Source organism: Bilophila sp., from assembly GCF_057864385.1.
Genome location: NZ_DBMAFI010000033.1, coordinates 12,714 through 34,847, shown reverse-complemented (window position 1 = coordinate 34,847; position 22,134 = coordinate 12,714). Strand labels below are relative to the sequence as shown.

General features: G+C 61.1%; 30 protein-coding genes. 6 read left to right on the top strand and 24 right to left on the bottom strand.

The features are described 5' to 3' along the window. From ACZM8Y_RS11485 to ACZM8Y_RS11370, 24 genes are all read right to left on the bottom strand, one after another. Positions 1-3,316: phage tail tape measure protein (locus ACZM8Y_RS11485; RefSeq protein WP_489501750.1), on the bottom strand; the 3,316-nt coding region annotated here is incomplete at its 3' end. Positions 3,317-3,318: 2 nt separating this feature from the next. Beyond that, positions 3,319-3,444 (bottom strand): hypothetical protein, encoded by a 126-nt coding sequence (locus ACZM8Y_RS11480; RefSeq protein WP_459613062.1) that lies wholly within the window; start codon positions 3,442-3,444, stop codon positions 3,319-3,321. A 4-nt stretch (positions 3,445-3,448) separates the two neighbouring features. Continuing rightward, positions 3,449-3,754, bottom strand: a complete 306-nt coding sequence (locus tag ACZM8Y_RS11475; RefSeq protein ID WP_459613061.1) for a phage tail assembly protein — start codon at positions 3,752-3,754, stop codon at positions 3,449-3,451. Between the two features lie 3 nt (positions 3,755-3,757). Beyond that, complete coding sequence (locus ACZM8Y_RS11470) at positions 3,758-4,279, bottom strand: phage major tail tube protein (RefSeq protein ID WP_459613060.1); 522 nt, start codon at positions 4,277-4,279, stop codon at positions 3,758-3,760. Between the two features lie 10 nt (positions 4,280-4,289). Next, on the bottom strand, positions 4,290-5,720 hold the full coding sequence (locus ACZM8Y_RS11465) for a phage tail sheath subtilisin-like domain-containing protein (RefSeq protein ID WP_459613058.1): 1,431 nt from the start codon (positions 5,718-5,720) through the stop codon (positions 4,290-4,292). Beyond that, positions 5,720-5,947 carry a hypothetical protein gene (locus ACZM8Y_RS11460; RefSeq protein ID WP_459613057.1) on the bottom strand — a complete coding sequence of 76 codons (228 nt, stop codon included), beginning with the start codon at positions 5,945-5,947 and terminating at the stop codon, positions 5,720-5,722. The genes ACZM8Y_RS11465 and ACZM8Y_RS11460 overlap by 1 nt, the downstream gene beginning before the upstream one ends. Beyond that, on the bottom strand, positions 5,944-6,408 hold the full coding sequence (locus tag ACZM8Y_RS11455; protein WP_459613055.1) for a Gp37 family protein: 465 nt from the start codon (positions 6,406-6,408) through the stop codon (positions 5,944-5,946). Before ACZM8Y_RS11455 ends, ACZM8Y_RS11460 begins: the two co-directional genes overlap by 4 nt. Continuing rightward, positions 6,408-6,848 (bottom strand): gp436 family protein, encoded by a 441-nt coding sequence (locus ACZM8Y_RS11450; protein ID WP_489501745.1) that lies wholly within the window; start codon positions 6,846-6,848, stop codon positions 6,408-6,410. The genes ACZM8Y_RS11455 and ACZM8Y_RS11450 overlap by 1 nt, the downstream gene beginning before the upstream one ends. A gap of 2 nt (positions 6,849-6,850) precedes the next feature. Further along, complete coding sequence (locus tag ACZM8Y_RS11445) at positions 6,851-7,846, bottom strand: major capsid protein (RefSeq protein WP_459613051.1); 996 nt, start codon at positions 7,844-7,846, stop codon at positions 6,851-6,853. An 8-nt stretch (positions 7,847-7,854) separates the two neighbouring features. Beyond that, entirely contained in the window at positions 7,855-8,250 is a 396-nt protein-coding gene (locus tag ACZM8Y_RS11440) for a head decoration protein (protein ID WP_459613049.1), read from the bottom strand. Positions 8,251-8,253: 3 nt separating this feature from the next. After that, positions 8,254-9,177, bottom strand: a complete 924-nt coding sequence (locus ACZM8Y_RS11435; RefSeq protein WP_459613048.1) for a hypothetical protein — start codon at positions 9,175-9,177, stop codon at positions 8,254-8,256. A 338-nt stretch (positions 9,178-9,515) separates the two neighbouring features. Then, positions 9,516-9,734, bottom strand: coding sequence for a hypothetical protein (locus tag ACZM8Y_RS11430; protein WP_459613047.1), 219 nt, complete (start codon positions 9,732-9,734; stop codon positions 9,516-9,518). Positions 9,735-9,748: 14 nt separating this feature from the next. Then, positions 9,749-10,336 (bottom strand): phage virion morphogenesis protein, encoded by a 588-nt coding sequence (locus ACZM8Y_RS11425; RefSeq protein ID WP_459613046.1) that lies wholly within the window; start codon positions 10,334-10,336, stop codon positions 9,749-9,751. Between the two features lie 145 nt (positions 10,337-10,481). Continuing rightward, positions 10,482-11,816, bottom strand: a complete 1,335-nt coding sequence (locus ACZM8Y_RS11420) for a phage minor head protein (protein WP_459613045.1) — start codon at positions 11,814-11,816, stop codon at positions 10,482-10,484. Next, on the bottom strand, positions 11,809-13,344 hold the full coding sequence (locus ACZM8Y_RS11415) for a DUF935 domain-containing protein (protein WP_459613044.1): 1,536 nt from the start codon (positions 13,342-13,344) through the stop codon (positions 11,809-11,811). Before ACZM8Y_RS11415 ends, ACZM8Y_RS11420 begins: the two co-directional genes overlap by 8 nt. Continuing rightward, the gene (locus tag ACZM8Y_RS11410; RefSeq protein WP_459613043.1) at positions 13,337-14,938 is read right to left on the bottom strand and encodes a hypothetical protein; all 1,602 of its coding nucleotides are present in this window, start codon (positions 14,936-14,938) and stop codon (positions 13,337-13,339) included. The genes ACZM8Y_RS11415 and ACZM8Y_RS11410 overlap by 8 nt, the downstream gene beginning before the upstream one ends. Further along, on the bottom strand, positions 14,931-15,479 hold the full coding sequence (locus tag ACZM8Y_RS11405; protein WP_459613042.1) for a phage protein Gp27 family protein: 549 nt from the start codon (positions 15,477-15,479) through the stop codon (positions 14,931-14,933). Before ACZM8Y_RS11405 ends, ACZM8Y_RS11410 begins: the two co-directional genes overlap by 8 nt. Position 15,480: 1 nt before the next feature. Further along, on the bottom strand, positions 15,481-15,786 hold the full coding sequence (locus ACZM8Y_RS11400; protein ID WP_459613041.1) for a VpaChn25_0724 family phage protein: 306 nt from the start codon (positions 15,784-15,786) through the stop codon (positions 15,481-15,483). After that, positions 15,783-16,139, bottom strand: a complete 357-nt coding sequence (locus tag ACZM8Y_RS11395; RefSeq protein WP_459613040.1) for a DUF2730 family protein — start codon at positions 16,137-16,139, stop codon at positions 15,783-15,785. Before ACZM8Y_RS11395 ends, ACZM8Y_RS11400 begins: the two co-directional genes overlap by 4 nt. Beyond that, entirely contained in the window at positions 16,136-16,759 is a 624-nt protein-coding gene (locus ACZM8Y_RS11390) for a hypothetical protein (protein WP_459613039.1), read from the bottom strand. Before ACZM8Y_RS11390 ends, ACZM8Y_RS11395 begins: the two co-directional genes overlap by 4 nt. Next, positions 16,743-17,354 (bottom strand): transglycosylase SLT domain-containing protein, encoded by a 612-nt coding sequence (locus ACZM8Y_RS11385; RefSeq protein WP_459613064.1) that lies wholly within the window; start codon positions 17,352-17,354, stop codon positions 16,743-16,745. Before ACZM8Y_RS11385 ends, ACZM8Y_RS11390 begins: the two co-directional genes overlap by 17 nt. Before the next feature lie 95 nt (positions 17,355-17,449). Beyond that, positions 17,450-17,806: a putative holin gene (locus ACZM8Y_RS11380; RefSeq protein ID WP_459613038.1), complete on the bottom strand. Its 357-nt coding sequence runs from the start codon at positions 17,804-17,806 to the stop codon at positions 17,450-17,452. Positions 17,807-17,893: 87 nt separating this feature from the next. Beyond that, positions 17,894-18,250 (bottom strand): Mor transcription activator family protein, encoded by a 357-nt coding sequence (locus ACZM8Y_RS11375; RefSeq protein ID WP_459613037.1) that lies wholly within the window; start codon positions 18,248-18,250, stop codon positions 17,894-17,896. 175 nt (positions 18,251-18,425) lie between these two features. Beyond that, the gene (locus tag ACZM8Y_RS11370; RefSeq protein ID WP_459613036.1) at positions 18,426-18,944 is read right to left on the bottom strand and encodes a helix-turn-helix domain-containing protein; all 519 of its coding nucleotides are present in this window, start codon (positions 18,942-18,944) and stop codon (positions 18,426-18,428) included. A 132-nt stretch (positions 18,945-19,076) separates the two neighbouring features. Between ACZM8Y_RS11370 and ACZM8Y_RS11365 the strand changes: the two genes are divergently transcribed. The 6 genes from ACZM8Y_RS11365 to ACZM8Y_RS11340 all read left to right on the top strand — a co-directional run bounded on the left by ACZM8Y_RS11365 (position 19,077) and on the right by ACZM8Y_RS11340 (position 22,134). Then, positions 19,077-19,307, top strand: coding sequence for a helix-turn-helix domain-containing protein (locus tag ACZM8Y_RS11365; RefSeq protein ID WP_459613035.1), 231 nt, complete (start codon positions 19,077-19,079; stop codon positions 19,305-19,307). Between the two features lie 111 nt (positions 19,308-19,418). Beyond that, positions 19,419-19,613, top strand: coding sequence for a hypothetical protein (locus ACZM8Y_RS11360; RefSeq protein ID WP_459613034.1), 195 nt, complete (start codon positions 19,419-19,421; stop codon positions 19,611-19,613). An 11-nt stretch (positions 19,614-19,624) separates the two neighbouring features. Continuing rightward, a complete protein-coding gene (locus ACZM8Y_RS11355; RefSeq protein WP_459613033.1) occupies positions 19,625-20,062 on the top strand; it encodes a hypothetical protein in 438 nt (145 codons plus the stop codon). Next, positions 20,055-20,528, top strand: coding sequence for a hypothetical protein (locus tag ACZM8Y_RS11350; protein ID WP_459613032.1), 474 nt, complete (start codon positions 20,055-20,057; stop codon positions 20,526-20,528). Before ACZM8Y_RS11355 ends, ACZM8Y_RS11350 begins: the two co-directional genes overlap by 8 nt. Continuing rightward, entirely contained in the window at positions 20,525-20,842 is a 318-nt protein-coding gene (locus ACZM8Y_RS11345) for a helix-turn-helix domain-containing protein (RefSeq protein WP_459613031.1), read from the top strand. The genes ACZM8Y_RS11350 and ACZM8Y_RS11345 overlap by 4 nt, the downstream gene beginning before the upstream one ends. Before the next feature lie 293 nt (positions 20,843-21,135). Beyond that, on the top strand, positions 21,136-22,134 hold the full coding sequence (locus ACZM8Y_RS11340; protein WP_459613029.1) for a hypothetical protein: 999 nt from the start codon (positions 21,136-21,138) through the stop codon (positions 22,132-22,134).

The following is a 22,134-nucleotide window of genomic DNA, read 5'->3' as shown; positions in this document are numbered from 1 at the left end:
GAACGGCCATGCCCGCCGCCGTTCCGGGAAATGCGGGAACGGGGAACAGCCCGGCAAACAGGCGCTTGCCCCATGCCGCCAGGCGGGAAAGCGCGGCCTGCACCGCGTCCGTGTCCACAGTCAGGGCCAGAGAGGAAACATCTGCCTTCAGCGGGGCCGGGGGCGTGAGCTTCACCGCCTGCCGCGCCGCCGGAAGTTCGGGAAGTTCCGGGCGTTCCAGTCGTACAGGCTGAACGGCCATGCCCGCCGCCGTTCCGGGAAATGCGGGAACGGGGAACAGCCCGGCAAACAGGCGCTTGCCCCATGCCGCCAGGCGGGAAAGCGCGGCCTGCGCCGCGTCCGTGTCCACGGTCGGGGCCAAAGGGAAAACATCTGCCTTCAGCGGTGCCGGGGGCGTGAGCTTCACCGCCTGCCGCGCCGCCGGAAGTTCGGGAAGCTCCGGGCGTTCCAGTCGTACAGGCTGAACGGCCATGCCCGCCGCCGTTCCGGGAAATGCGGGAACAGGGAACAGCCCGGCAAACAGGCGCTTGCCCCATGCTGCCAGGCGGGAAAGCGCGGCCTGCGCCGCGTCCGTGTCCACAGTCGGGGCCAGAGGGGAAACATCCGGCTTCAGCGGGGCCGGATGTTCCGGCGGCGTCCATCCTTTTGCCGCGGCCTTCGCCAGTCCGGCGGCCGCGCCGGCGGCTTCGCCTTCCCCGGCCTTGATGCCCAGGGCCGCGCCCTGGGCCACATTCAACCCGTACCCGGCAAAAACCTTGCTCGGGCTGGCAATGCCCAGCCAGCCCTTGAACTTGTTCTTCACGCTTTCGGCCATGCCCGCTATGGCGTCGCCCGCGGCGTCTATCCCGCTCTTGATGCCGTCTACAAGGCCGGAAGCAACATTTTTGCCCATGTCCAGAAATTGACCGGGCAATCCCTTGATATAGGTCATGCCGCTCTGGAACTTCGCCTTGACCGTGTTCCAGCCCGCTTCAAGCGCCGGGCCTATGCCGCCTTCCGGGAAGATGGAGGCCGCCAGTTCCCGGCCCTGCTGCATGAGCCGCGGCCCCAACCCCTTCAGCCAGTTCCAGCCGGAGGAAAACGCGGCCTTCACCTTGTCCCAATTCTTATAAATCAGGTAGGCAGCCAGGCCGACGCCCGTCACCAGCAGGCCCACGGGATTGAGCAGCAGCGCCCGCCCCAGCACGGCAACGGCCCTGCCGGCCAGAGAAAAGCCTTTTACCAGCGGGCCGGAAAGCACACGCCCCAGCTTCAGGGTGCCGTTTCCCAGCATGGCCGCACCCTTGCCGCCCAACGTAAAGCCCTTGACCAGCGCGCCGCCGGAGAAGCGCCCCGCGCGAAGCAGCAAAGGACCGAGCCCGCGGACAGCGCCGCCCGCCTTGCTCATGCCGCCCGCAAAAAGCGCGGCCGCGCGCGGCGACATGCCGAACAGGCGAAACAGCGCCTGCATGGGGCGGATTCCCCCGGCCAGCATGGAGCGGAAGGTCAGGAACTTTACCGCCGCCGATACCAGCGGCCCGCCCAGCAGGGTGAAGCCAAGGCGCACGGCAAGCAGCCCGCCCCGGAACAGAAGCAGACCGGCGGCCAGCTTCGCCACCGCCGCCACGGTTTCCTGATTCTGTTCTATCCACGCCGCCCCGCGCTGGAGCAGCGGCAAAAGGGATTCCCCCACGGCAAGCGCCGAAGGAAGAAGCGCCTTGCCCAGCGATTCCGCCGCAAGGTCGAACTCCACGCGCAACTTTTTGGCCTGTTCCACCGGCGACGCCATGCGCTTGTCGAAGTCTTTTCCGAGAACGTCCTGCTTGCCTGCTTCCAGGGCTTCGGCCTTAATCTTTTTATAGTCGTCCATCTGCATGACGAGCGGCCGTAAAAAGTTCATGGCCTGCATGTCTCGGAACAGGTCGGAAAGGGCATAGGCTTCCTGAATGCGCTGCAATGCCTGAGCTCTTTCGGCCTCGTCTTTTATATTCATGGCCTTTTTGAACTCGGCGGCCGCCTGCGGACTCTTGCTTTTCATGTATTCCATGACAAGCCGCATGGTTCCCTCGAAGGGGCCTATGCCGTCCTTTGCAAGCTGCTTCAATGAGGCTTGCAGGTCGATGCCCGCGTCGGCAAAATTCTGTACCGTGTCCGGAGCGAAAATCTTTTGCAGGTAGTTGCGCATGTTGGTCGCGGCTTCGTCATTGGTGCCCGCGCCACGCCGGGCAATCTGCAAGCCCGCCGTCATTTCCGCCACGGCCTGCTGTCCCGTGATGCCCATACTGGCAAAGGTCGGTGCCAACTGCGGAAGGAATTTCGCCATGTCCTTCAGTTCAACCAGACCGGCCTTGCCGCCCGCGGCCAGAATATTGAAGGACTCGTTCAGCCCTTCGGCCGTGATGCCCAGATTGTCCCGCAGGGCAAGCGTGGTCGCGCCCAAATCGTCCATGCTGGCCCTGGACGCCGTGGCTGTCCGTGCCAGTACAGCCCCGTACTCTTCCAGTTCCTTCCGGCTCTGAACGCCGCCGGCCGTAAGAACCTGCATCCCCTGAAGGACGTCCGTCTGGTACTGATTGGAGTCCCGCGCAATGTCTCGCACGGCAAGGGAGAGCTTCGCTTCATCCGCCGCGCTCATGTCGCCGGTAATGGCTATGTCGCGGATGGTGTCCTGCTTTTCGGCGGCGGACTTGACGGCCATGCCCGCCGGGGCCATGAGCGCCGCGCCCTGCATGGTGAGCTTGCCAAGCCCGGCATAGATGCGCCCACGCTTTTCGGCCACGGCGTTGCTGTGTTCCATCGCGCGGGCAAGGGCTTCTTCGTTGCGCCTGAGTTCCACCTGCCGGCGACCCAGGGCGCGCATGGCCGCTTCCGCCCGTGAGCGGTTCCCGGCCTCTTTGTTCGTGCGCTTCAGATAATCATGGAGCGCCTTCTGTTTTTTCGCCAGCAGTTCGGAGGCTTTCGTCGTTCCGGCCAGGGCGTTTTTCGCCGAATCGGCCGCGTAGGAAAACGCCTTGTCGAACTCCCGCGCCACCCCCGGAAGCGTGGAAACCTGCCCGGAAAAACGGTTCACCTGCCCGCCGGCGCTGCCCGCAGCGTCGCCGACCTGCCGGAAGGAACCGGCCGCCGCCGGGCCGACTCCCGCCGCCGTCTGCCGGGCAAGCGAAGACGCCCGCGCAAGTTCCCCGGAGGCCGCGGCCCCGGCCCGTACAGCCGCCGCCTGGCGCTGGGCATCGGAGCGCATACCGCGCAGACCTTCCCGCGCCTTGTCCACGGCCGCGCGGAAAGACGACGCCAGACGGGCGCTGATATTGACGGAAAGGGCAAGGTTTTTCGGCATGGCTATGTCTTCAGGCTGTCGTTCCAGGCTTCAATTTGGGAGGCGGCGTCCTCCACCGCCTCCCGCCATTCTTCCACGGTCAGGTCGTCCACGTCCCGCGGCGACCAGCGCCACCAGCGGGCAAGCATGGCGTTACCCCGCCGAAACGTCCCCGGCGATACCGACGCAGCGAAAGAAGCGGTCGCGCAAGGCAAGGTAATCCTGGGCGTCCATATCCAGCAGGTCGTCTTCAACAAGGCCGCACATGACCGCCACGCCCGACATTTCATAATCTTCCGCCTTCTTCGTCCGGCGGTTGATTTCCCGGATGTCGCGGGCCTTCAGTCGGTCCCGCAGGGTGATTTCCCTCACCTCCCGCCCGTCCGGCGTGGCGTAGGGGAAAAGCAGGGTATAGACGTTTTCATCCTTGACGGTTTCCTGTTCCTTGACTTCGCTCATGGTCTAGCCTCCGATGTTGACGCGGTAATTGGAAAGGAGGTCCCTTCCGCCCGCCTTGTAGATGTTCGCCAGAACGTCCAGTTCAAGAATGTCCTGGCCGTTGAGCACCTGCTTGATATAGGTGCAGGAGAACTTGGTGGTCAGATTTACCCCTTCGTGCTGCTTGAACTCGCCCAAAGGCGACGCCTTGAACTGCACGGTCAGGAAAGTGACCAGGGGAAGCTCCTCATATCGTCCCTGGCTGTTGAAGCCTTCCGAAGAAGAACGGCACTGAAGCGACCAGGTGGAAAAAATATCCCCCTGCATCTTCAGCACGTCGGCATAATAGGAGTTCCAGACGATTTCTCCCTCCATCTTCTCGAACCCCGCGGGCAGCTCGAACTTGCCCACCATGCCCAGGGCGCTGTGTTCCTTCATAACCGCCGTCACTTCCGGCAGCTTTACTTCAGCAGCCCGCCCCAGCAGATTTTTCCCGTTCAGGTAGATGTTCGCGTTCACTACCTGGGCGGTTTGAATCCCGCTCATAGTGCCTCCTTTACTCGCCGCCGCTCAGGGAGACGAGATATTCCCCGGTCAGCTCGCTTTCATAGGTCAGCCTTTCCAGCGGCGGCTTGGGGGTGAATTTGTACTGAATCAGCAGATTACCGGCCTTGATTTGCGTTTCCGGGTTGCGCGCCTGGTCGAACCATGCCTGCCCGCCCATAATGGCCCCGTCGCCCTGGAGCTTGCGGAAGAACTGGTTCACGCTTTCCAGAATCGTGTCGACAAGCGCCTTGTCGATGGGCCGGTCGATGAACTGCGCCGAAGAATAGCGGATGCTTTCGTCGATGATGTCCTTGGTCCGGCGGACGCAGATAAAGGTTTCCCAGTCCGTTTCCGTCGGGTAGGCGCTGGAGCGGTTGCCCCAGACCTTCCAGCCCGAACCGTAGGAATTGAACACGGTCAGGATGCCCTTTTCGTTCAGAAGGTTGACCTGGCTCTGCGCGTCGTCGATTTTCGCGGTCAGGGACAATTCCGACCCCGTGATGCCCTGAATGGCCTCGTTGCTCGGGCTTTTCCAGTATCCCTCGTTGTTGTCCGTCACGCACATGACCCCGGCAAGGCGCTGGCTGTAGGGTTCCAGCACGTCGGCGTCCAGTTCGGAACTGTAGACCTTCAGATGCGGGAAACAGAGCACGGCCCGCTGGCTGGCAAAGGAAAAATTGATGGTGCCTTTCGGCCCGCGGCCGGTAATCGCTTCCTGGTACGTTGTGCCAATGGGCGCGTCGATGAGCGCCATTGCCTGAAGTTTTTCCGCCTGCGCCACCATTTCCGTTGCCACGGAAAGCTGCGTGCAGTAGCCCGGCGCAATCAGAATCTTGGGGTCATAACCGAAAAGCTGATAGCAGCTTTCAAGCAAAGAAAAGCCCGTGCGTTCCCCGTCCTCGTCAATGCTGCCGATGATGTCCCCGGCCTTGATTTTTGACGGGTCGGCGTATTTGTAGCTCGCCTTCACCTTGCCGCCCGCCGGAATGTCCCCGGAAGCAAGGCGCGTCACCAGGCCGGACGTGGCGGAAAGCGTGTAGTCCTCGCCTTCCGTATAGGTGGTTTCCCCGCTTTCATCCTTCAGCACCAGCTCGCGCACGGCGGCATGAGCAAGGTTTACCCGCCCGTTTACGGCGGCGAACTCCAGAACTTCATCCGTGGCCTGTTCGCAATGCACCGCGGGGTCAAGAACGTTGACGACAATCACCGTGCCCGCGCCGTGGTCGAAAATGGCGTCCAGCGCCTGCGGAATAGTAAAGCCCGAAAGGGCGGAGCCGAACTGTGCCGCGTCCTCCGAAGAGAGAATCTGTATCGGTTCATTGACAGGACCGGCCGGAGCCGTGCCTACCAGGCCCACCACGGCGCTTTTCACCACAACGATGGGCACGCCGCCGTTTTTCACTTCAATGGTTTCTACACCATGCAGAAAATTTGCCGCCATTATGCCGTCTCCTTCGCCTGTTCAGGCGTGGTTTTCGTCTTCGCCGTCCTGGCCTTCTGCCCCGGCACGGCGGCCAGAAGCCCCCGCCTGGCCATGCGTTGCACCCAGGGATGGCTTTCCGGCAGGTCATAGGTATGGCCGGGATACAGCATGATTTCACACAGGCCGCCGCCTTCAAGTTCCAGCGTCGCCCCGGTAGCCAGGTTTCCGCAAAATTTATACGTCATGGGTTCACCCCCGATTCAAAGTCCAGTTGTTTCAGCTTCGGCCCGTCCTCAAGCTCCGTCGCTTCCACCAGCATCCCGGTACAGGTCAGGGTCAGCTCGTACCACCACAACCGGGAAGCCTGCCCGGCGAAACGCTCCGACTGCATGTGCAGCTTGCCGCAGTCCGGCGGGCGGAAGCCCGTTAGCAGCGCGCGGATGCGGTCCAGCATGTCCACGGCCCCGTCCGGGCCGTTCAGTTGCCGAAACACAAGGATGACCGGCAGCGTGAGTTCCCGGCGCTGAATCACCGCGAACGTATCCCGCGAGGGGTCATACGTCGCCCCGGCATAGCCCACCAGGGCAGCGCCGACGGGATGATTCAGGCGGTATTCCTTTTCCTCCTCCGGCCAGAACTCGGCAGAAAGCGGCAGTTCTTCCAGCCGGGAGCGCACGGCTTCAAGAATTTCATTGGTTGTTGCCATTATGACCTCTCATAAGCTGTACGCATGGCGTCGGAAAAAAAGGTCTTCGGCGCGCTCATGCGGTGTTCCCCGCGTTCCGGCATGGCCTCCGCCGTGGCCGCAATGCCCAGGGTTATCCGGCCGCTGCGTATCTGTTCCAGCGTTTTGACTGCGGCCTTGTACGTTTCCATAACCGTTTCCGGCATGTCGCTTTCCGGCCTGCGTTCGTACAGCTTGAAGCGGGCAATGACTCGCACCACGTCCCGCAGCAGCGTGGGCACCGTGGAAAGCGGAAGCTCGTACCGGCCCCGGAGATACCCGTCCACCAGTTCTTCCGCGGCCCGCAGGGCTTCCTCCACCTTGTCCATATCCGGCTCCGTCCCGCGCGGGTCGTCGTTCGTCAGTTCAATGACGGACTGCCCAGGCAGGAAGGAAAGCAGTTCTTCAGGCGTCATGTACATGGTCAGGCCAGCGAAAGCTCGGCAAGCGCGCCCGGCACATGGCAAATGCACACAGGGTTGCTCTGCACTTCCAAATCCCACCCCTTGCCCATGCGGCGCGGTTCCGTCTTGGCGTAGAACGGCAGCCCTATGGTATTGACCGTTTCGTTCCAGTTCGCCGGCGCGTAGAACGTGCTGAACAGGCCCGCGCCCACAGGGTAGAAATGGGCCTTGCCGTCTTCCACCAGGGCCTTGCCGTCAATCTCGTCGGAGCAGTCCCAGAAAGTTACGCCCCCATAGGTGAACCCTTTGCGGTCGTCTTCGCCGAAACGGTCCTGCGCCGCCTGCCAGCGTTCATAGGCTTCCCGCACCAGGGAATGTCCGGTCAGCCCGTCGAAGAAGGACGGCGAACACATGCACTCGAACCGCTTGACCATGAAGCCGGAAAGGTACTTTTTGGCGTTGCGCTTCACGTCGTAGACGGCTTTCTTGATGGGGTTGTCCTTGATGGATTCCGTTGCGGGCAACGTGATGGTCTTTTTCTGCTGAGTCACGCCCGCGGCCTCGAACAGATTCAGCAGCACGTCGCCTTCGGCGTCATAGACAACGCCCTTCACGGCCCCGGTCCGGTGGTATTCCAGCGTCGCCGTGATGGAATCCTTCAAATCCTGCATCCGGTCGTTCAAAACGCCGTCAACCGTGGAAAGCTGCTCCGTGCCGAAAGAGCGCAAATCCTGCACGTCGTCGGGCAGAAGAACATCCGAAAGCGGCAGGTGCGCGGTCTGAAAAGTCTGCGTCTTCCACTTGCTCCCACGCCCAGCAAGAGGCGTCGCGCCGTCGCGACGATCGCGGTTCGGCACCAGCACGAAACGGCCGTGCCGCACGTCCAGGGTCACGCTCGTGGTACGGCTGCCCTTTTCCTCAAACAAACCGATGCTGCCGAAGTAGGTCGGCTTCACTGGCAGCAGGTTCACGGCTTTGGTCAGTTCCGAAGCCGAACGCATATTCACGGTAAGCATAATCCCTCCTAGCGGGCGACGACGCCCAAAGATTCAAGCGTCGCCAGCGCCGTTTTCTTTTTGGCTTCAGCCAAGGAAGCCGGCCATTTCAGAGCGGCGGCCGAAACAATGGCCCCGCGTCTGAGCACCGGGGCTTCAACGTTGGAAGACGAAACGGCCACGTCGGCCAGCAGAACGCCCGCGGCCGCCGGGTCAGCCGTCGCCGGCGCGTCGTCTTCAGGTTCCGCGGCGGCCGCCCACGGCGAAAGCGTGCCGTCGGCGTTCACCATGAGCACCGTTCCCATAGCCAGCGCCGCCGAAGGGGCCTTGATGCTCAGGCTGTCCCGGCAATAATCCGGGGAAATCTCGAAAAGCAGCAGTTCCCCCAGAAGTTCCGGGGCCTCATACGTTTTGACCTCAGGCATGGTCTACCTCCTTCCTTTCGCCTGTTCGGCACGGCGGCGGGCGTCGGCCACAAGCGGGGATTCCTTTTGGGCAGGGTCGGCCCCGCGTCCGGCAAATTCCGCGAACATCACCACAGGCTCGGCGGAAGACAGGAGGGAACGAAACTGTTCGGCCAGAGGCACGGCGTCGTCACCTTCCCCGAAGGCAATCATCCCCCCGTCTTCCTTCGGCGTGGTCAGGGCGTCCAGCGTGGCCGTCACCACGTCGCGCCCGGCCGGTGCCAGTTTGCCGGAAGAAACAAGCCCTTCCGCAAAGGCAAGGTTATCGGCATGGCGGCGCTCGGCTTCCTGTTTCGCCATGCGCGCCTTCATCTCTTCCAGTTCCTTTCTCAGCGCCGCGTTTTCGGCGGCTGCGCCGGCGGTTCCGGCGGGTTCGGTTTTCCTGTCCATAGTGTCCTCGTTCGGGTTGTCTTTTGGAGAATCGGCGGGCGGCGTGTCACCGGAAGGCGCGGCCTCTTCCTCGCTGAAGGCAAGAAACAGCGTGTCGTCTTCGGCAAAGTTCAGCGGCCCCAGGCCCTTCACCGCCGGAGGCACGGCCCCCAGCACGCCCACATGCCGCAGATAGTAGCCGCCCGGTTTCGGATTGTGCGGGGAATCCGGTGCGTAGAACGCTGCCGAAACGTGTTTGTAGCGTCCCGCTTCCACAGCCTCGGCAAATGCCGGGTCCATCTGCCTGAAATCCGCTTCCAGCCGCAGACCGACGCATTTCAGCCCGGATACCCAGCCCATAGCCGGGTCGTCGGTTTTGGGGTGCCCGATAACCAGCGGGGCCTCATGGACCGCCGTGTCATAGGCTGCGGCAACGGCGGCAAGGTCCGCCTCGCTGAACTCGACGGTCTGCCCGCCGATGGTCCGATGCCGCCCGGCCCGGAAAATTGTCTTGCCCATGAAAAAGCCTCCTTTGTCTTCCGTTCTACGGGAAAGGCAGAGGAGGCGTCTTTGAAAGGGCTTTAGGAAATTGCTTCCGCCTCACTAAAGCCGACGGCAGTCGCGCCGCGTGCGGCGCTTTGAGTTCGGCAAGCGGGCGGACGGAATTCATTTCCGACCGCATCCTTCCCGCGCCGCCGAACGGCCAGGCGGGGGGAAGCGCGGAAGGGGAACGGGCGACCCGGTGATGCCCGCCCCCTGGGATATGTTCAAAAACGTTTATAAACAGGTTTTCCGGCTCAAAACCGCCCTTGCCCGAACATCGGGAAGGGCGGAAGGAAAAACGCGACTGCGGACCGTTATCCGCGTCCGGCCGCAAAGGGGCAGGAGCGGGCGGCCAGTTTTCGGCCGTCATCATGGATTATCTGTAACAGTGCCCCGATGGCCCGTGCGGCGCTTTTGTCCTCGGTCAGAGTTTTGGCAATCTCATACGCCTGGTTGCGGCCATATTCCCCGGAGGAAAACTTGAATGCTGCCTCGCAGGCTTTGATTGTAACATCAGAAGGAGACAAAATCATGGCTGTACCTCCCTTTACACTGATTCCGCCAGATGGTCATAAATGGCGGCCAGCACGCCACGTTCTGCCTCCGGTGAAAGGTTGCCGTCCCTGTCCACGGGAATGAACGGGCGGGCCGGGATGCGGACTTTCTTTCCCCGCCCGGCCATGCCCCCGAACTGGTGGATTGCCGCGTATTGCATGGGGGTCCCGGCTTTCGTCTTCACCCTTGCCGCCCCGATGGTCACACTATCCCTGTCCGAATAGACGCGGATGCTGCCCCGCAGGACGCCCGTGTCCTGAAGAATGGCAAGTCCCCCGTCCAGTTTCCGCTGTGCTGAAGCCAGCAGGTTGCCGTCCTTCCGTAAAATGCTGGCAATGCCCTTGCTTTTGCCGTCTCTGGTTTTGCCCATGAGCCGGTTCAGGATGGTTGCCTGGGAAAGCGGTTTCCACCGAGGCCGCCCCTGAGCGCGGAAATTGTCGTCCGTCTCCTTTTCCAGCAGCCCGCCTATGTCCCGCATGGCCGGGTGAAGGTCACGCGCCGCGCGTGCCAGGCGGTCAAGGGCCGCCTCCAGCGCGCTTGACTCTATGGTTATGATGATGGGGGTGATTTCCTCTGACATTGTTGACTCCTTCGGCGGGCGGGCCTATTCTGAAAAAACGACTGGTCAGCGTGTGCGAGAGCCGTCCGGGCCGCAAGGGGCAAGGCGGACGGTGAAGGACGGGGCGGGCAGCCTTGCAGCCCGTCCGGGTTGGCCCGCACGCTGGTCAGTCCTTTTTGTCGTCCGACGCATAAAGCAGAATCCCCACCCGCGTTTTATCTATTTCCTTGTCCCTGTATTTCATGCCGTTCCAGAACAGGCTCCCGTCCCGGTTCACCCGCACAATAAGCAGCATGTTGCTGTCCCGGAAAAAACGGATGTAGCGCCGCCGGAATCCGTCGGCATACGCCGTCAACCATATTTCGCTGGGGGCTTCCAACGTAGGCAGTACAAAGGCCGCAAACTGCTCGCGGGCGTCGCGTTCCTTTTGTACCATGTGCCGCACGAGCGCACGCTGAAGGACAACGGGGCCGACCGGCGTTTCCATCACGCGCGGCTTTTCCCCGTCCAGTTTCAGGGCCGCGGCAAGCTGTTCTTCCGCCTCGTCGCGGGTCTTCGCCGGCGGCAAACGCTCCGGGCTTTCCCTCATGCCGGTCTTGTCCATGTCCTTTGCCTTCGGCAGTCCGTAGTCGGCAAAGGTCAGTTGCCCCGGCAGCATGGGCGTTGCTCCCGAAGTCTTGCCGCCCACGCCCGGCGGAATATCCGGCAATGCCCGCATGGGGTCCCACGTTTCCCAGCCCGCACCGGGGTTGCGGGAAAAGCCGGGGTCCACGAAGACCACGCGGCCCGAAGGTGTGCCGTCGAGCATGTAGCCGCCCACCCGCACCGTGCGCACTTCCCCCGTGTCCCGGTCCGGCTTCAGTTCCACTTCCCGCTCGGTCATGGCCCCGTCGCCGTGCCGCACGTTATCCGGCGAAACTTCCCGCCGGGAAAGGGAAACCACCATGCAGCGGCAGCGGAAGCCGTTCGGGGGGTAAAACGTCTTCCAGAACGGGTCGTCCACGGGAAACACAAGCCCGTCCAGGGCGCGGTGTGCCGGGCGGGTCCGTCCGTCAAGAATGGCGGAATACCGCAGATAGGGCCGCTCTTTCTTCGCTTCCTGCTGCCGCTGCCAGCGCCCGGCGGCATACGCCGTCATGACGTTCTGCCGGAATATCAGGTCAAGCCGGGAGGCGTTGCCTTTCTGGTACACGCGGGCCTTGCCGTCTTCGTCGACGATAACCTCAGAACCCCACCAGCCTTTTTGTTTCAGCGTGGGCGTGATTTCCTCCGCCCAGCGTTTCCGGCTCCAGCCCTCTTTCAGAGCCGTGGTCAGGGATTTGCGGATGTCGAACAGCACGTCGTCGCGGGCCACGCCCGCCACGGTGAAAACCTTGTCGTGCTCTTCCTGCCAGACCTGCCGCCAGTCAAAGGAAATCTTGTAGCCCTTGCTTTCAAAATACTTCACCGCCTCTTCGGGCGGCAGGCGGAACGCGGCTTGCAGGCTTACGGCTTCAGGCATTGACATACCCCCACAGGCGGCACACGAAACGGGCGCGCGCCAGCATGTCCGCCACGCCTTCAAGATTCATCTTCGGGTATTCCGCCGCTATGGCCTCGGCCATGCTCTTTTCCGAGTAGTCGCCGCTTTGCGCCATGCGGTCCAGAACCGGCGCAAGCATGGCCTCGAACGCCGGGGAAAGGTCGGCGGAAAGCGCGTCCACCGGGGCCTGTATCCGCATGGCTTCAGCCAGCGCCGGGTCAGGCTCCGCAAAGGAAGGCCCGTCAGGCGCGCCGTTTTCCGTCCCTTCCGGTGCCGGGTTCTGTTCTTCCGGCTCCTTTTCCTCCCGCAGCGCGCCGGGCGGCAGGTTATAGGTCTTTTCCAGATATTCGTCGGTGTAGTACGGCCGCAGTTCAGCCACGGCCCTGTCCCGCGCGGCCTTCTTCGTGTCCGCTTCCGCCTCGGCCGCCGCGTCCTCCTGCTCATACAGCACAAACTCCGGCGCGTCCGCGTCCGGCCCCAGGTTGAGCGCGACAATCCAGCCGACAAGCTCCTGAACCGCCTTCTGCACCATGACCGCGTCCGCGTCCCGGATGTCGCCGGTCACTTCAAGGCCGGCCGTGGCCGAGGCGTGATTGGTGTCCGCTTCCGTGGTCTGGTCCTGCCCAAGCAGGGCAATGGAAATTTCCGAGCGGCAGAAGCGCAGAAACGCCTCGTAGTTTTCCGCAGCCCCGGAAAGGCTGGCGCTGTCCTGCCCCAGTACTTCCACGCTGTTGTCGTTCGGTATGACCATGACCGCGTCCTGAACGCAGGCTTCCAGCAGCGCAAGCAAGTCCTCCTGTTCCTTTGCGGACGTTTGGCGGTCGAACTTGCCCACCAGCTTGGGCGCGCCGTATTTCTCAACGAACTTGAGCCAGAACTGCAACCCGCCTTTCTTGAACGTGTGCGGCCAGAAACAACGGGCAAGGTCCGCTATGCCGTAGGGGTTCTTCAGCGTGGCGTCCTGCCGGGCAAGAAGAAACTTGCGCGGCGGCACGGGAACGCCGTTTGCGCTGCCCATAGCCATAAACAGCAACGTCCCCTCGCTGTCGAACGTGAACCACTCCTGCGGCTTGGCTATGACCGCGCGGGGCAGCACATGGCTTTCCCGCTTTTCCCACATGACTTCAGCGCAGGCATAGCCGAAAAGCGCCGCCTCCCACATGCCGCCCACAATGGCCGGCACGTCCAGGCGGGTAAGCGCCTCCTGCACAAGCCGAACCGTCTTTGCCTTCGCCTTGCCTGTTTCCAGTTTCCAGTCCAGTGCCTTCACCGCCGCGCGGCGACGGCGGGCAAGGCCGCCGATATGCGCGTCGTAGAGCATGGAACGATATACCGGCAGGGCGTTGCCCGTGGCCCGCAGAATGGGGTCGGGGTTCGGCAGCGGCCAGCCACGGAAGAACCAGGAACCTTCCGCCGCCTGCCAGGTGGCGAACTCTTCAATAAAGGCGGTCATGGCCCCGCGGCCCCCGCTCATCGGCATGACAGGATTCTTTTTCTTCTCAGACATAACCGTACCCGCTCAAAAGTGACGCCGAACGCCGCACCCCGCCGGAAAGCACGCGGGGAACCGGCGGCGCGTTGTCGGCAATGGACGCCGCATAGCAAAGAAGGTGCGCAATGGCCGCGTCCCCGTGGCGGCGTTTCTTTCCGCCCTTGCCGCCTTCGCCTTTCCCGGCCCGCTGCTCCTCCCGCACAATCTGCGGAACCCCCTTCACCAGTCGGATGCCCCGGTGGTCGTTGTACACGTCCACGTCCCGCGGCATGGAAATCTCGTCCCGCTCAAAGGCCGCCTTGAACTTCGGCGTCACTTCCGCATAAAAGGCCGGGTTCAGCATTTGCGCCCGCACACCCCGGAATTTCTTTGCCGCGGCTTCGGCCAGATACCCGCCGTTGCCCGTGGCGTCGAACACCCCGGCCCGCAGGCGCGGCAGGCGGGAAAGAACATAAAAGACGATGGTTCGCTGAACCTCATAGGGAACGTTGCGAAGTTCCAGAAGCAGCACGCAGGCAAAGCCCATATCCTGCCGCCGCTGGGCTATCCACAGAGAAGTAAGGTCGCCCTTGCGCGCGAAGTCTTCCCCGGCGTAAGTATCGAACTCCGGCGCAATGCCCGCCAGCACGGGCAGCACTTCCGACTCGCACCAGTCCCGCGCCTCGGCCTCCTGAAGATAGTCCGCCAGCTCCGCCCAGGCGTCCGGCCGTTCAAAGCGCAAAACCGGCGTTTCCGCCCGCTGCGCACGCTCCAGCAATGCCGCCGGGATATATGCCCCGGAACCGTGCCGGGGAATGACAAACAGTTCTTCGTCCGCGTCTTCTCCGTAGAAGGCGACAATTTCCTCGCGCCATGCGCTTTCAACTTCCGGGGTCCATTCCTTACCCTGAGTGAGACAGATACGGCGGTAAAGCCCGTCCTTCAGCGCGTCGTCGAACGTGATTTTCAAAAGGGCATAAGGTTTGTTTCCCTTGCGCACTTCCTCGCACAGCAGATTGAAGGGGTTGGTATCCCCGTCATGCGTGGACACGACAACCACCTTGCCGCCCCACATGAGCAGGGCCAGAGCCGCCTTCATCACTTCGTCCAGATTGTCATGGAAAGCAGCCTCATCCAGTATGACCATGCCCTGGCGTCCGCGCAGCGAACGCGGCCGGGATGTCAGGGCCATGATTTCATAACCGGAAGCAAAGACTATCCGATACGCAAGAATGTCGTCGGAGGAGCCGTCCGGCTTCGTATCCTTGAATATATATTCTTCCACCTCGCACGCAGCCAAAGCAAAAGCCTTTGCCCACATGGCCGCCGTGTCGATGAACTCCCGCGCCATGTCCAGAGAATAGCCGAGATACAGGGTATCCATGCCCCCGGCAGAACGCGACGCCGCCGAAACCAGCACGGACGCGGCCGCTATCCCCCATGTCAGACCGATGCGCCGGCTTTTCTCGATAACCGTTACCGGTTCGCCCATGATGACGGAAACCGCCCGCTGCTGGTACGGAAGCAGCACGTCCGGCAGTTCCCGGCCTTGCAGCTCCTCCGGCATAGTCCGCCGGGCTTCCTCCCGGTGCCGTTCCCATTCTTTGGCGGTCACGGGCGCGCTATGCATCTTTCACCCCAAGGATGCGGCTCTTGATGGCTTCCACCGTCTCGGCCGAAAGTCCGGCCTCGCGTGCCGAGGTCTCCACGGCCTTGATGGTTTCCTTCTGAATCCGGTCATGTATCTTTGCCTCAAAGTCCTGCTCCAGCCGCGCCGCCTGAGACATTTCCTTCAACGCCTTTGCCAAAAAGAAAAAGCCCTCATTATCCGGCCCGTCGTCCTCGTCACTCAGCAGCTTTTTTTCCAGGTGGTCATAAACCAGCTTGCGCAATATCTGCACCAGAAGCCGCCCCTGTTTGCCTTCCGCCGTGCTTGGGCCGGTCTTCTCAACAAGGGCGTCCACGATTTCCCGGCTCTGCCGGAGTTTGGCCGCCACCTTGTCTATCTTCTGTTTCTGGCGGCCCAGCGCCGCACGGGACACGCCTTCAACGCCGATGCCCCGCAAATGTTCCAGCAGTTCGTCCAGGGTCAGCCGCCCCTCGGAAAGGATACGGTTGATTTCCGTCTGTATTTCCGGCGGCAGGCGGCGAAGTGTTGACTTGCGGCCCATGTCACCCCTCCAGGCAGGAACGTTCCACGCCGTCGACGATTTCATCCCCCGACACAACGTCAAGCCCGCGCCGGGTAATCTTTACTATCAGCGCGTCGCCCACGTCCTCACAGGTCACAAGGCCGTGACGTTCCAGCCAGCCCGCGTCCTCGTTCACCTGAGCGCGCGGCACGCCGTAGCTCACAGCCCGCAGCGCCGCCCGCAGAAGTTCCGTATCAATGGCATGGTCAAAGTCCTCTGCCAGAAAACGGAGAATCACCGCCCGGCGGTAAGATGCCTGCAATTCGTTCAAAGTCCGGTTTTTCATACTCTGCTGTTCTCCAAATGGTGCTGCACAAGGATATTGATTTGATTCTTCATGCCGGAAATGGACGTTTCCACCCCGTCCATACGGGTGCAGACGGCCTTCATGTCGCCTCTGAGTTCTTCAAGGGAAAGCTGTATCCTGTGCATTGTCCTGGCATCCGGCACCGTTTCCATGCGCCTTTCCAGTTCTTCCAACCGGCCGGACATGCTTTCCTGTTCCGTTCTGACGGCTTCATATTCTTCCTTGGTGGCAAAACGCCTGGACAGGTGGTAGATGCCCCAGCCGTAAAATACGGTGGCGAGTATCCCCAGCACCGGCCACCAGCGGTCAAGTTCAGTCAACAGGTCTGTCATGGGGAATCTCCATGCTGTAAGGTAATGAGCGCCCGGTATCCCGCCTCAAGTCGTCGGCAGTACCCGCCATAGTCGCGGATATGCGCCAGAATGTCCTCCGGCGTGGTCAATGCGTCCGGCTGTACCCCGGAGAAAGCGGCTCCGGCGGCGTCGGCAGTATCAGCAGAGCGGACGGCACCGGGCTTTTTACTTCCGGCGCTATGACCGGTGCCGGGTTCGGCAAGGCCGAGGGCTTCATTGTAGAGCCGCACCCACTCAGCAGACAGGCCAGGGCAAGCGCGGCGGGCACTTTCCGAAACATCGCGGATTCTCCTGTTCAGGTCGGCGCGGGCCGTATCCAGCGCCCGCGTGGTCTTCGTCAGTTCAGCGGCCAGCCTGTCCCCTCGTTCCGTGGCCGCCGCCAGACGCTCGCGGGCGTTCTTTTCGGCGGCGGCCGCGGCTTCGGCACGGGCGCGCTCCTGTTCGGCCCAGGCCGCTTGCAGGGCTGCTATCCGTGCCTTGCCTTCCTTTTCCGCCGTATCCGTTCCGTGGACGTATCCGGCCACAAAGGCCAGCACGCACACCAGGGCGGGCAGCGTATTGTCGGCAAGGCCGCCCAGCCGGCTAAGGAGCTTCAACACGATTCACCCCCGGACCCCAACCGGCGTTGACGTAGGCGCTCTGTCTCTGGAAAATCAGCGTCACATAACGCCGATTCTCTTTTATGGCGCTCTTGTTGCGGCCCGCGTTCACGTCAGAAACGTGCCCGAACCAGCGGTCCGGGTTGCGCCCCGTGCGGGCCGCCAAGGCGCGGTCCTTGCCCACCCACCCGATGCCCCCGTTATAGCCCGACAAGGTGAAGGCCATGCGGTCACAAACAGCCAGAGACGCGGCCCTCATGGGGCGCAGGCGGTCATACAGCCATTTGTCATAGGTCACGCAGGCCCTAAGCGACCATGCCGGGTTGAACGGCGCGGGCGTGCCCGTTTCCGGCGCGACCGTAGGCAGCCAGCGGGCCGTCGACGGCATGAACTGCGCCAACCCCTGAGCGCCCACCGCCGACACCGTGTCATTGCGCCACCAGCTTTCAGTGTGAATCTGCGCGGCAAAAATGGCGACCGGAGCCTCCATACCCCACACCGCCCGCGCTTCGCGGGTAAGCTGGGCGCGGTACTGGAGCGCCGCGCGCGGTATCGTCGTTTCCGCCGCATGGGCGCTTCCGGCGGCCAGGCTCATGTCGATGAAGAACAAGAACACCACCAAGACAATCACCAGCACGGCCGCCCCGATTGCGTTCAGGGTTTCAAGCCATTCTTTCAAAATGCGCATGGCTACAGCCCCAGGCAGAAGGCCAGCACCACCGCTCCGACGGTAATCGCTCGATACACCAGCGCCGCGGCGAACACGCCCGCGTAGCCCTCCACAATCGGATAGTCCACGTCGGAACCGCCGTCCGCGTCGGGGTTCTTGCGCCAGTCCTCCACAAGATAGCTCGTCAGGCGGGCATACGGGCAGAAGCCCACGCTGATAACGTGCCCCACCAGCGCGGCCAGGAGCACCAGCGCCCCCTTGTACAGCACCACGGGCAACTGGTGCGGGGCAAGAACACCCAGCACGGCCACAAGGAACAGGGCGGCAAGAACCAGATAGGGGAACCAGAAGCGGGCGGAAAAGAATTTGCTCAACATGAAAAACCTCCGTTTGATTTGCCGTTACGATACGGCAGCCAACCGGAGGCGTCTTTGAAAGGGCTTTAGGAAAAGGCCCGGAAAAGGTCAGGAGAACATGCCGGACAAACCGGGAAGGGAAAGCTGCGCACAGGCCCGGCGGGCGCGTTCCGCCTTGATGATTGCATAGACCCGCTGCTGCGTCAGGCCGTATTTCTGCGCAAGGTCCTGAACATTGTCCCCGGTAAATTCCCGGTACAGAAGCGCGTCCCGGCGGCGGAAACGGGACGCGAGGTTCTTCGGTATATATACGCTGGACCCGCCCCAATCCTCGGCCAGCATGTCCGCAACACGCCGCCCGAAGTCCTTCGCCTGTACTTCATCCATAGGAGGAAGCCCGCAGCGGGCCATGTTCGCCACTTTCGCAGCTACATCGTCCAACAGTTCCGCATATCGTTCAGCCATGTGTGCATCCTCCTTTGCAAAAAGGATACACAAAAATGGAACGCCTGGGGAAAAATTGACGTATATGTAGTAACGTTGACGATTTTGAGGGGGAAAACGCCAAAAACTCAAAAACGAACCGCAATAACCTGCACTGAATTACTCTTTTTTGAAAATCGTATTCGGCCCGTAGACGTTAATTCGCTTCCCCCGCAGCCGTATGGCGTACAAAGGCAGGCCCCTTCTGCGCCTCCCTGAGCCCGGCGTTTTCTTTTTCGAGCTCCCGAATGCGCTGGTCTCGACGTTCTAACTGGAGACGAAGATTCGCGTTTTCTTGAAGTAGACGATTTTGTTCCCGTAGAGAATCAAGTAATTGCTGCTGAAGGACTAAAACGGCCGACATGTCGGTCGTTCCTTTATCTTCACCTCTAAAAAATTCAACAGGTTGCCCCTCTAAAGGTTTCTCAAAACGACCGACATGTCGGTCATTTTGAATGTCGTCATTGTTTTCGGGGCCGACGCCTGAAAGCAGCCAGTCAAATGAAACATTTTCTCCTAATGCTATCCGTCGGATAATTTCATTATCCGGGGTACGCGTCCCTTTCTCATACCGTATAAGGCTCTGTTCGTGAATGCCATATTTCAGAGAAAACGCCTTCCTTGGTGTATTTCCTCGTAACTTTCTGAGCCTATCCGCTAATGTTGAATCCTGCATAAGTTACCTTTGTCGGATAAAAATATCTTGACGATATTATCCGATGGATATATTGTTTTATCCAACAAAACACGACAAAACACGCTTCCCCAAAAGCCTACTAAACGGGCTCCGGGGACACAAGGAGGAAATATGATAACTCGGGCGGAAAACGGCTTTCTGCGTTCCCTGGAAGACGTGGAACGCGAGTTCGACCAGAAGGGAATCAGCAAGGCCGATTGGGCAAGGGAGCACGGATTCAGGCCGGGCGTCCTTTATGAAATTTTCTCCCGCCGTTCTTCCTGCAAGCGCGGCGAAGCCCACCGCGCAGCCGTACTGCTGGGCCTGAAAGAAGGCATCATCGAAGAGCGGGCGTCGGTATGAGGCGTTTCCCAGGGCGAAGAATTGCCAGACTGTACCGGATTATCCGGCGGCAGGCGGCGCGGATAGAAAGGCTAAGGAAGGAAATCGGAAGGCTGAAAAGGAGGCTGTGCCATGACCATAGATGAACTCGAACTGTTCACAGGAGAATGCCCGTATTGCGGTAGCCCTATGGAGCGGATTGATTCCGGCTATGATTATGAGCTTGGCCGCCCGTATGACCGCTATATCTGCCTGGACTGCTGCAACAAGACGGGCCGCCCTGAGGCAGACATTCATGTTGACTCGGAAACCGATGAAATCTTGTAGGAGAAAACACCATGAGCAGCGAAAGCATGAACTACGTTCGGAAGCTGGTTGAAATAGCCTATCGCATGGGGGCGGCGAATCTGATCGCGGCCGCCGGGCAGACAAGACAAATACCGCCCCTCGCCTTCATGTCGTCAAAAATGCAGGCGGCAGAGTATGCCAATCAGCTCCGAATAGATGAAAAGGCCCTCCGCTGCGCCAACAGCGAAAAGGCCAAAAACGAAGAAAGCAGCAACAATCTTCACGCCGTACCTACCACGCCCGGCGCTTCCGCGCAACTGCCGTCCCTCGCCGCCGACCTTGAAGGGCTGGCCGTCTCCCTGGGCGTCCTGGCCGGGAAGGTGCCCGCCGAGGAATGGGAGTTCCTGAAAATATTCCGCGCCAACTTGCGCGCCGCCGCGGAACGTGTGGCCGCGCTGGAAAACAGTCTGGAGGTGCCCCATGCCTGACCGGAAGATGTTCAATCGCCTGGCAAAGCGGCTTTATTATTCCGGCATTTCCATTGACCGAATCACATGGCTGAATGGTGTAGGCGAAGATGAAAACGGGGTACGGGACTATCTGGAAGACGATGTTCTCAACCGGACGGAAGAAAGGATTGAGGAAACATTTGGAAAAGAACAGGGCGCGTTCCTCAACTCCCTTTGCGATGAAGGGGATACCGACGAGGCTGTAGACGAAATTCTCCGGCAGGACGGCTGGCTGGTTCAGGCGTCATACCGACAGCCCGACCCGAAGACTATCACTTTTCGGGACAATGGCCCAACCACATGGATGTCGGCTCCCTGGCTGCTTATTCACTACTTTTACCACCGCGATCTTTCCATAGCTCTATGCAAGGCCCTTCTCTGGGGCATCCGGCAGAAAAGGCGCGCCTTTGCGGAAGCCAGACGCATACAGGAGGGCAGACAATGAAACCCGAACGCCAGAACCAGCTTTCCCGCTGCGTTGCGCTCATGACGGCCCTTGCCCCGCACATTGTTTCCGGGCTTTCCATTACCGAACTTGCGGAAAAAACCGGCCTTCCGGCGGCGGTGGTCTGCCGGGATATGGAATCCCTGAAAGCCGTAGGTTGGGCGCAAAAACTGGAAACAGGGCGCTGGGCTTTGACCACAAAGCCTATTGCCCTTGCCTCCGCCTGCGACCTGGCCCTGAAGACCGCCCGCGAACGGCAGGACGATTTCAAACGCAACGTTAGCGCCGGGGCTTTCCGGCTGTTGGAGAAATAATATGTTGGACCGCGCAAAATCACGTCCTACGGACAATCTGGACCCCGTGGAAGAGGAATTTCACAGACTTGCCCTCTCAGCCCTGCAAAACAGCAACCGCTTTGCCGACTTTCAGAGCAGGGCGGAATGGATTTTCGACCGAATCCGTTCCCACGGAAACAGGGCAGACCTTGAATATCTCCGCAATGAACTCCGCACTTTTTTCTTAGCCTTCGGGGAACTCCAGCGGCAGATTGGAGACCTTGAAACCAGACTGAACCGGGCCGCGTCCCGCCGCATAAAGGAGTAACGCCATGTCCGATATCACGCCCGAAACCACCACCCCCGCCGCCCTCGACGCGGAACTTGCCGCGGCCCGTACCGATACCGTGGCCGTGTCCGAAGCTGATTATGCCGAGTCCCTGCGCATGGCGGAAGAAATCGGCAAGGTAAAAATGGCACAGGCTATCAGTTCCGGCCTGTCCCTGTCCGTTATCCGCTGGTTTTCTTCTATGAAGGAATCCGGCTCCTACAAAAACAAGGTTCTTATAGGTCCAGATGGCAAAACCTTCCGTCCCGCGACATTTGAACAACTTTGTGAAGGTATGGGCTTTTCAAAAAATACTGTCAATGAACACCTCCAGAACTTCGCCACGCTTGGGGAACGCTGCCTTTCCGAAGCGCAGGAACTCGGCCTGAAAGTTCGGGACATGCGCAAGGTAAGAAAGGCGCTGAAGGACGCACCGGAAGAGACGAAACAGGAAGTTTTCGCAGCCCTGCGCAGCGCCAGGGATTCCTCGGAAGACCTGAAAACCGCCCTCGACGTTGTCTGTGCCCAGCTTACCGCCGCGAAAACGGAAACGAAGAAGCTCGCGGCCCAGGCTGAAAAGCTGAAGAAGGCGGAAGAAGACTTGCGCAATGATTACAAAGCCCGCGGCGAAGTGATGGAAGCGCAGGCGGCGAAGTACGACGAACTCAACGAAAAATACATCCGCGCTACCAGCCCGCACCCCGCCGACCGGGAGATGCAACGGATACTGCGGAACAAGACCGCGCGGGAAGAACTGGACAAAAAGAGCGGCGACGCGCTCCTTGCTGTGGCCCAGCTTGCGGCCTACGGCGCGTCTGTGCTTGCCGATGAAGACATGGACGAGGACACGCTTGCCTATGTCCACCAGCGCATTTCCCTGGCGGTGAAAGGTATGACTGCCGCCATTCTGGACAACGGAATCGACGTTGACCTTTCCGCCGAGTTCTCGGTGGACTTTGGCGACGAGGCCGAAGGCGAAGACGCCGGGACGGACAATGAATAA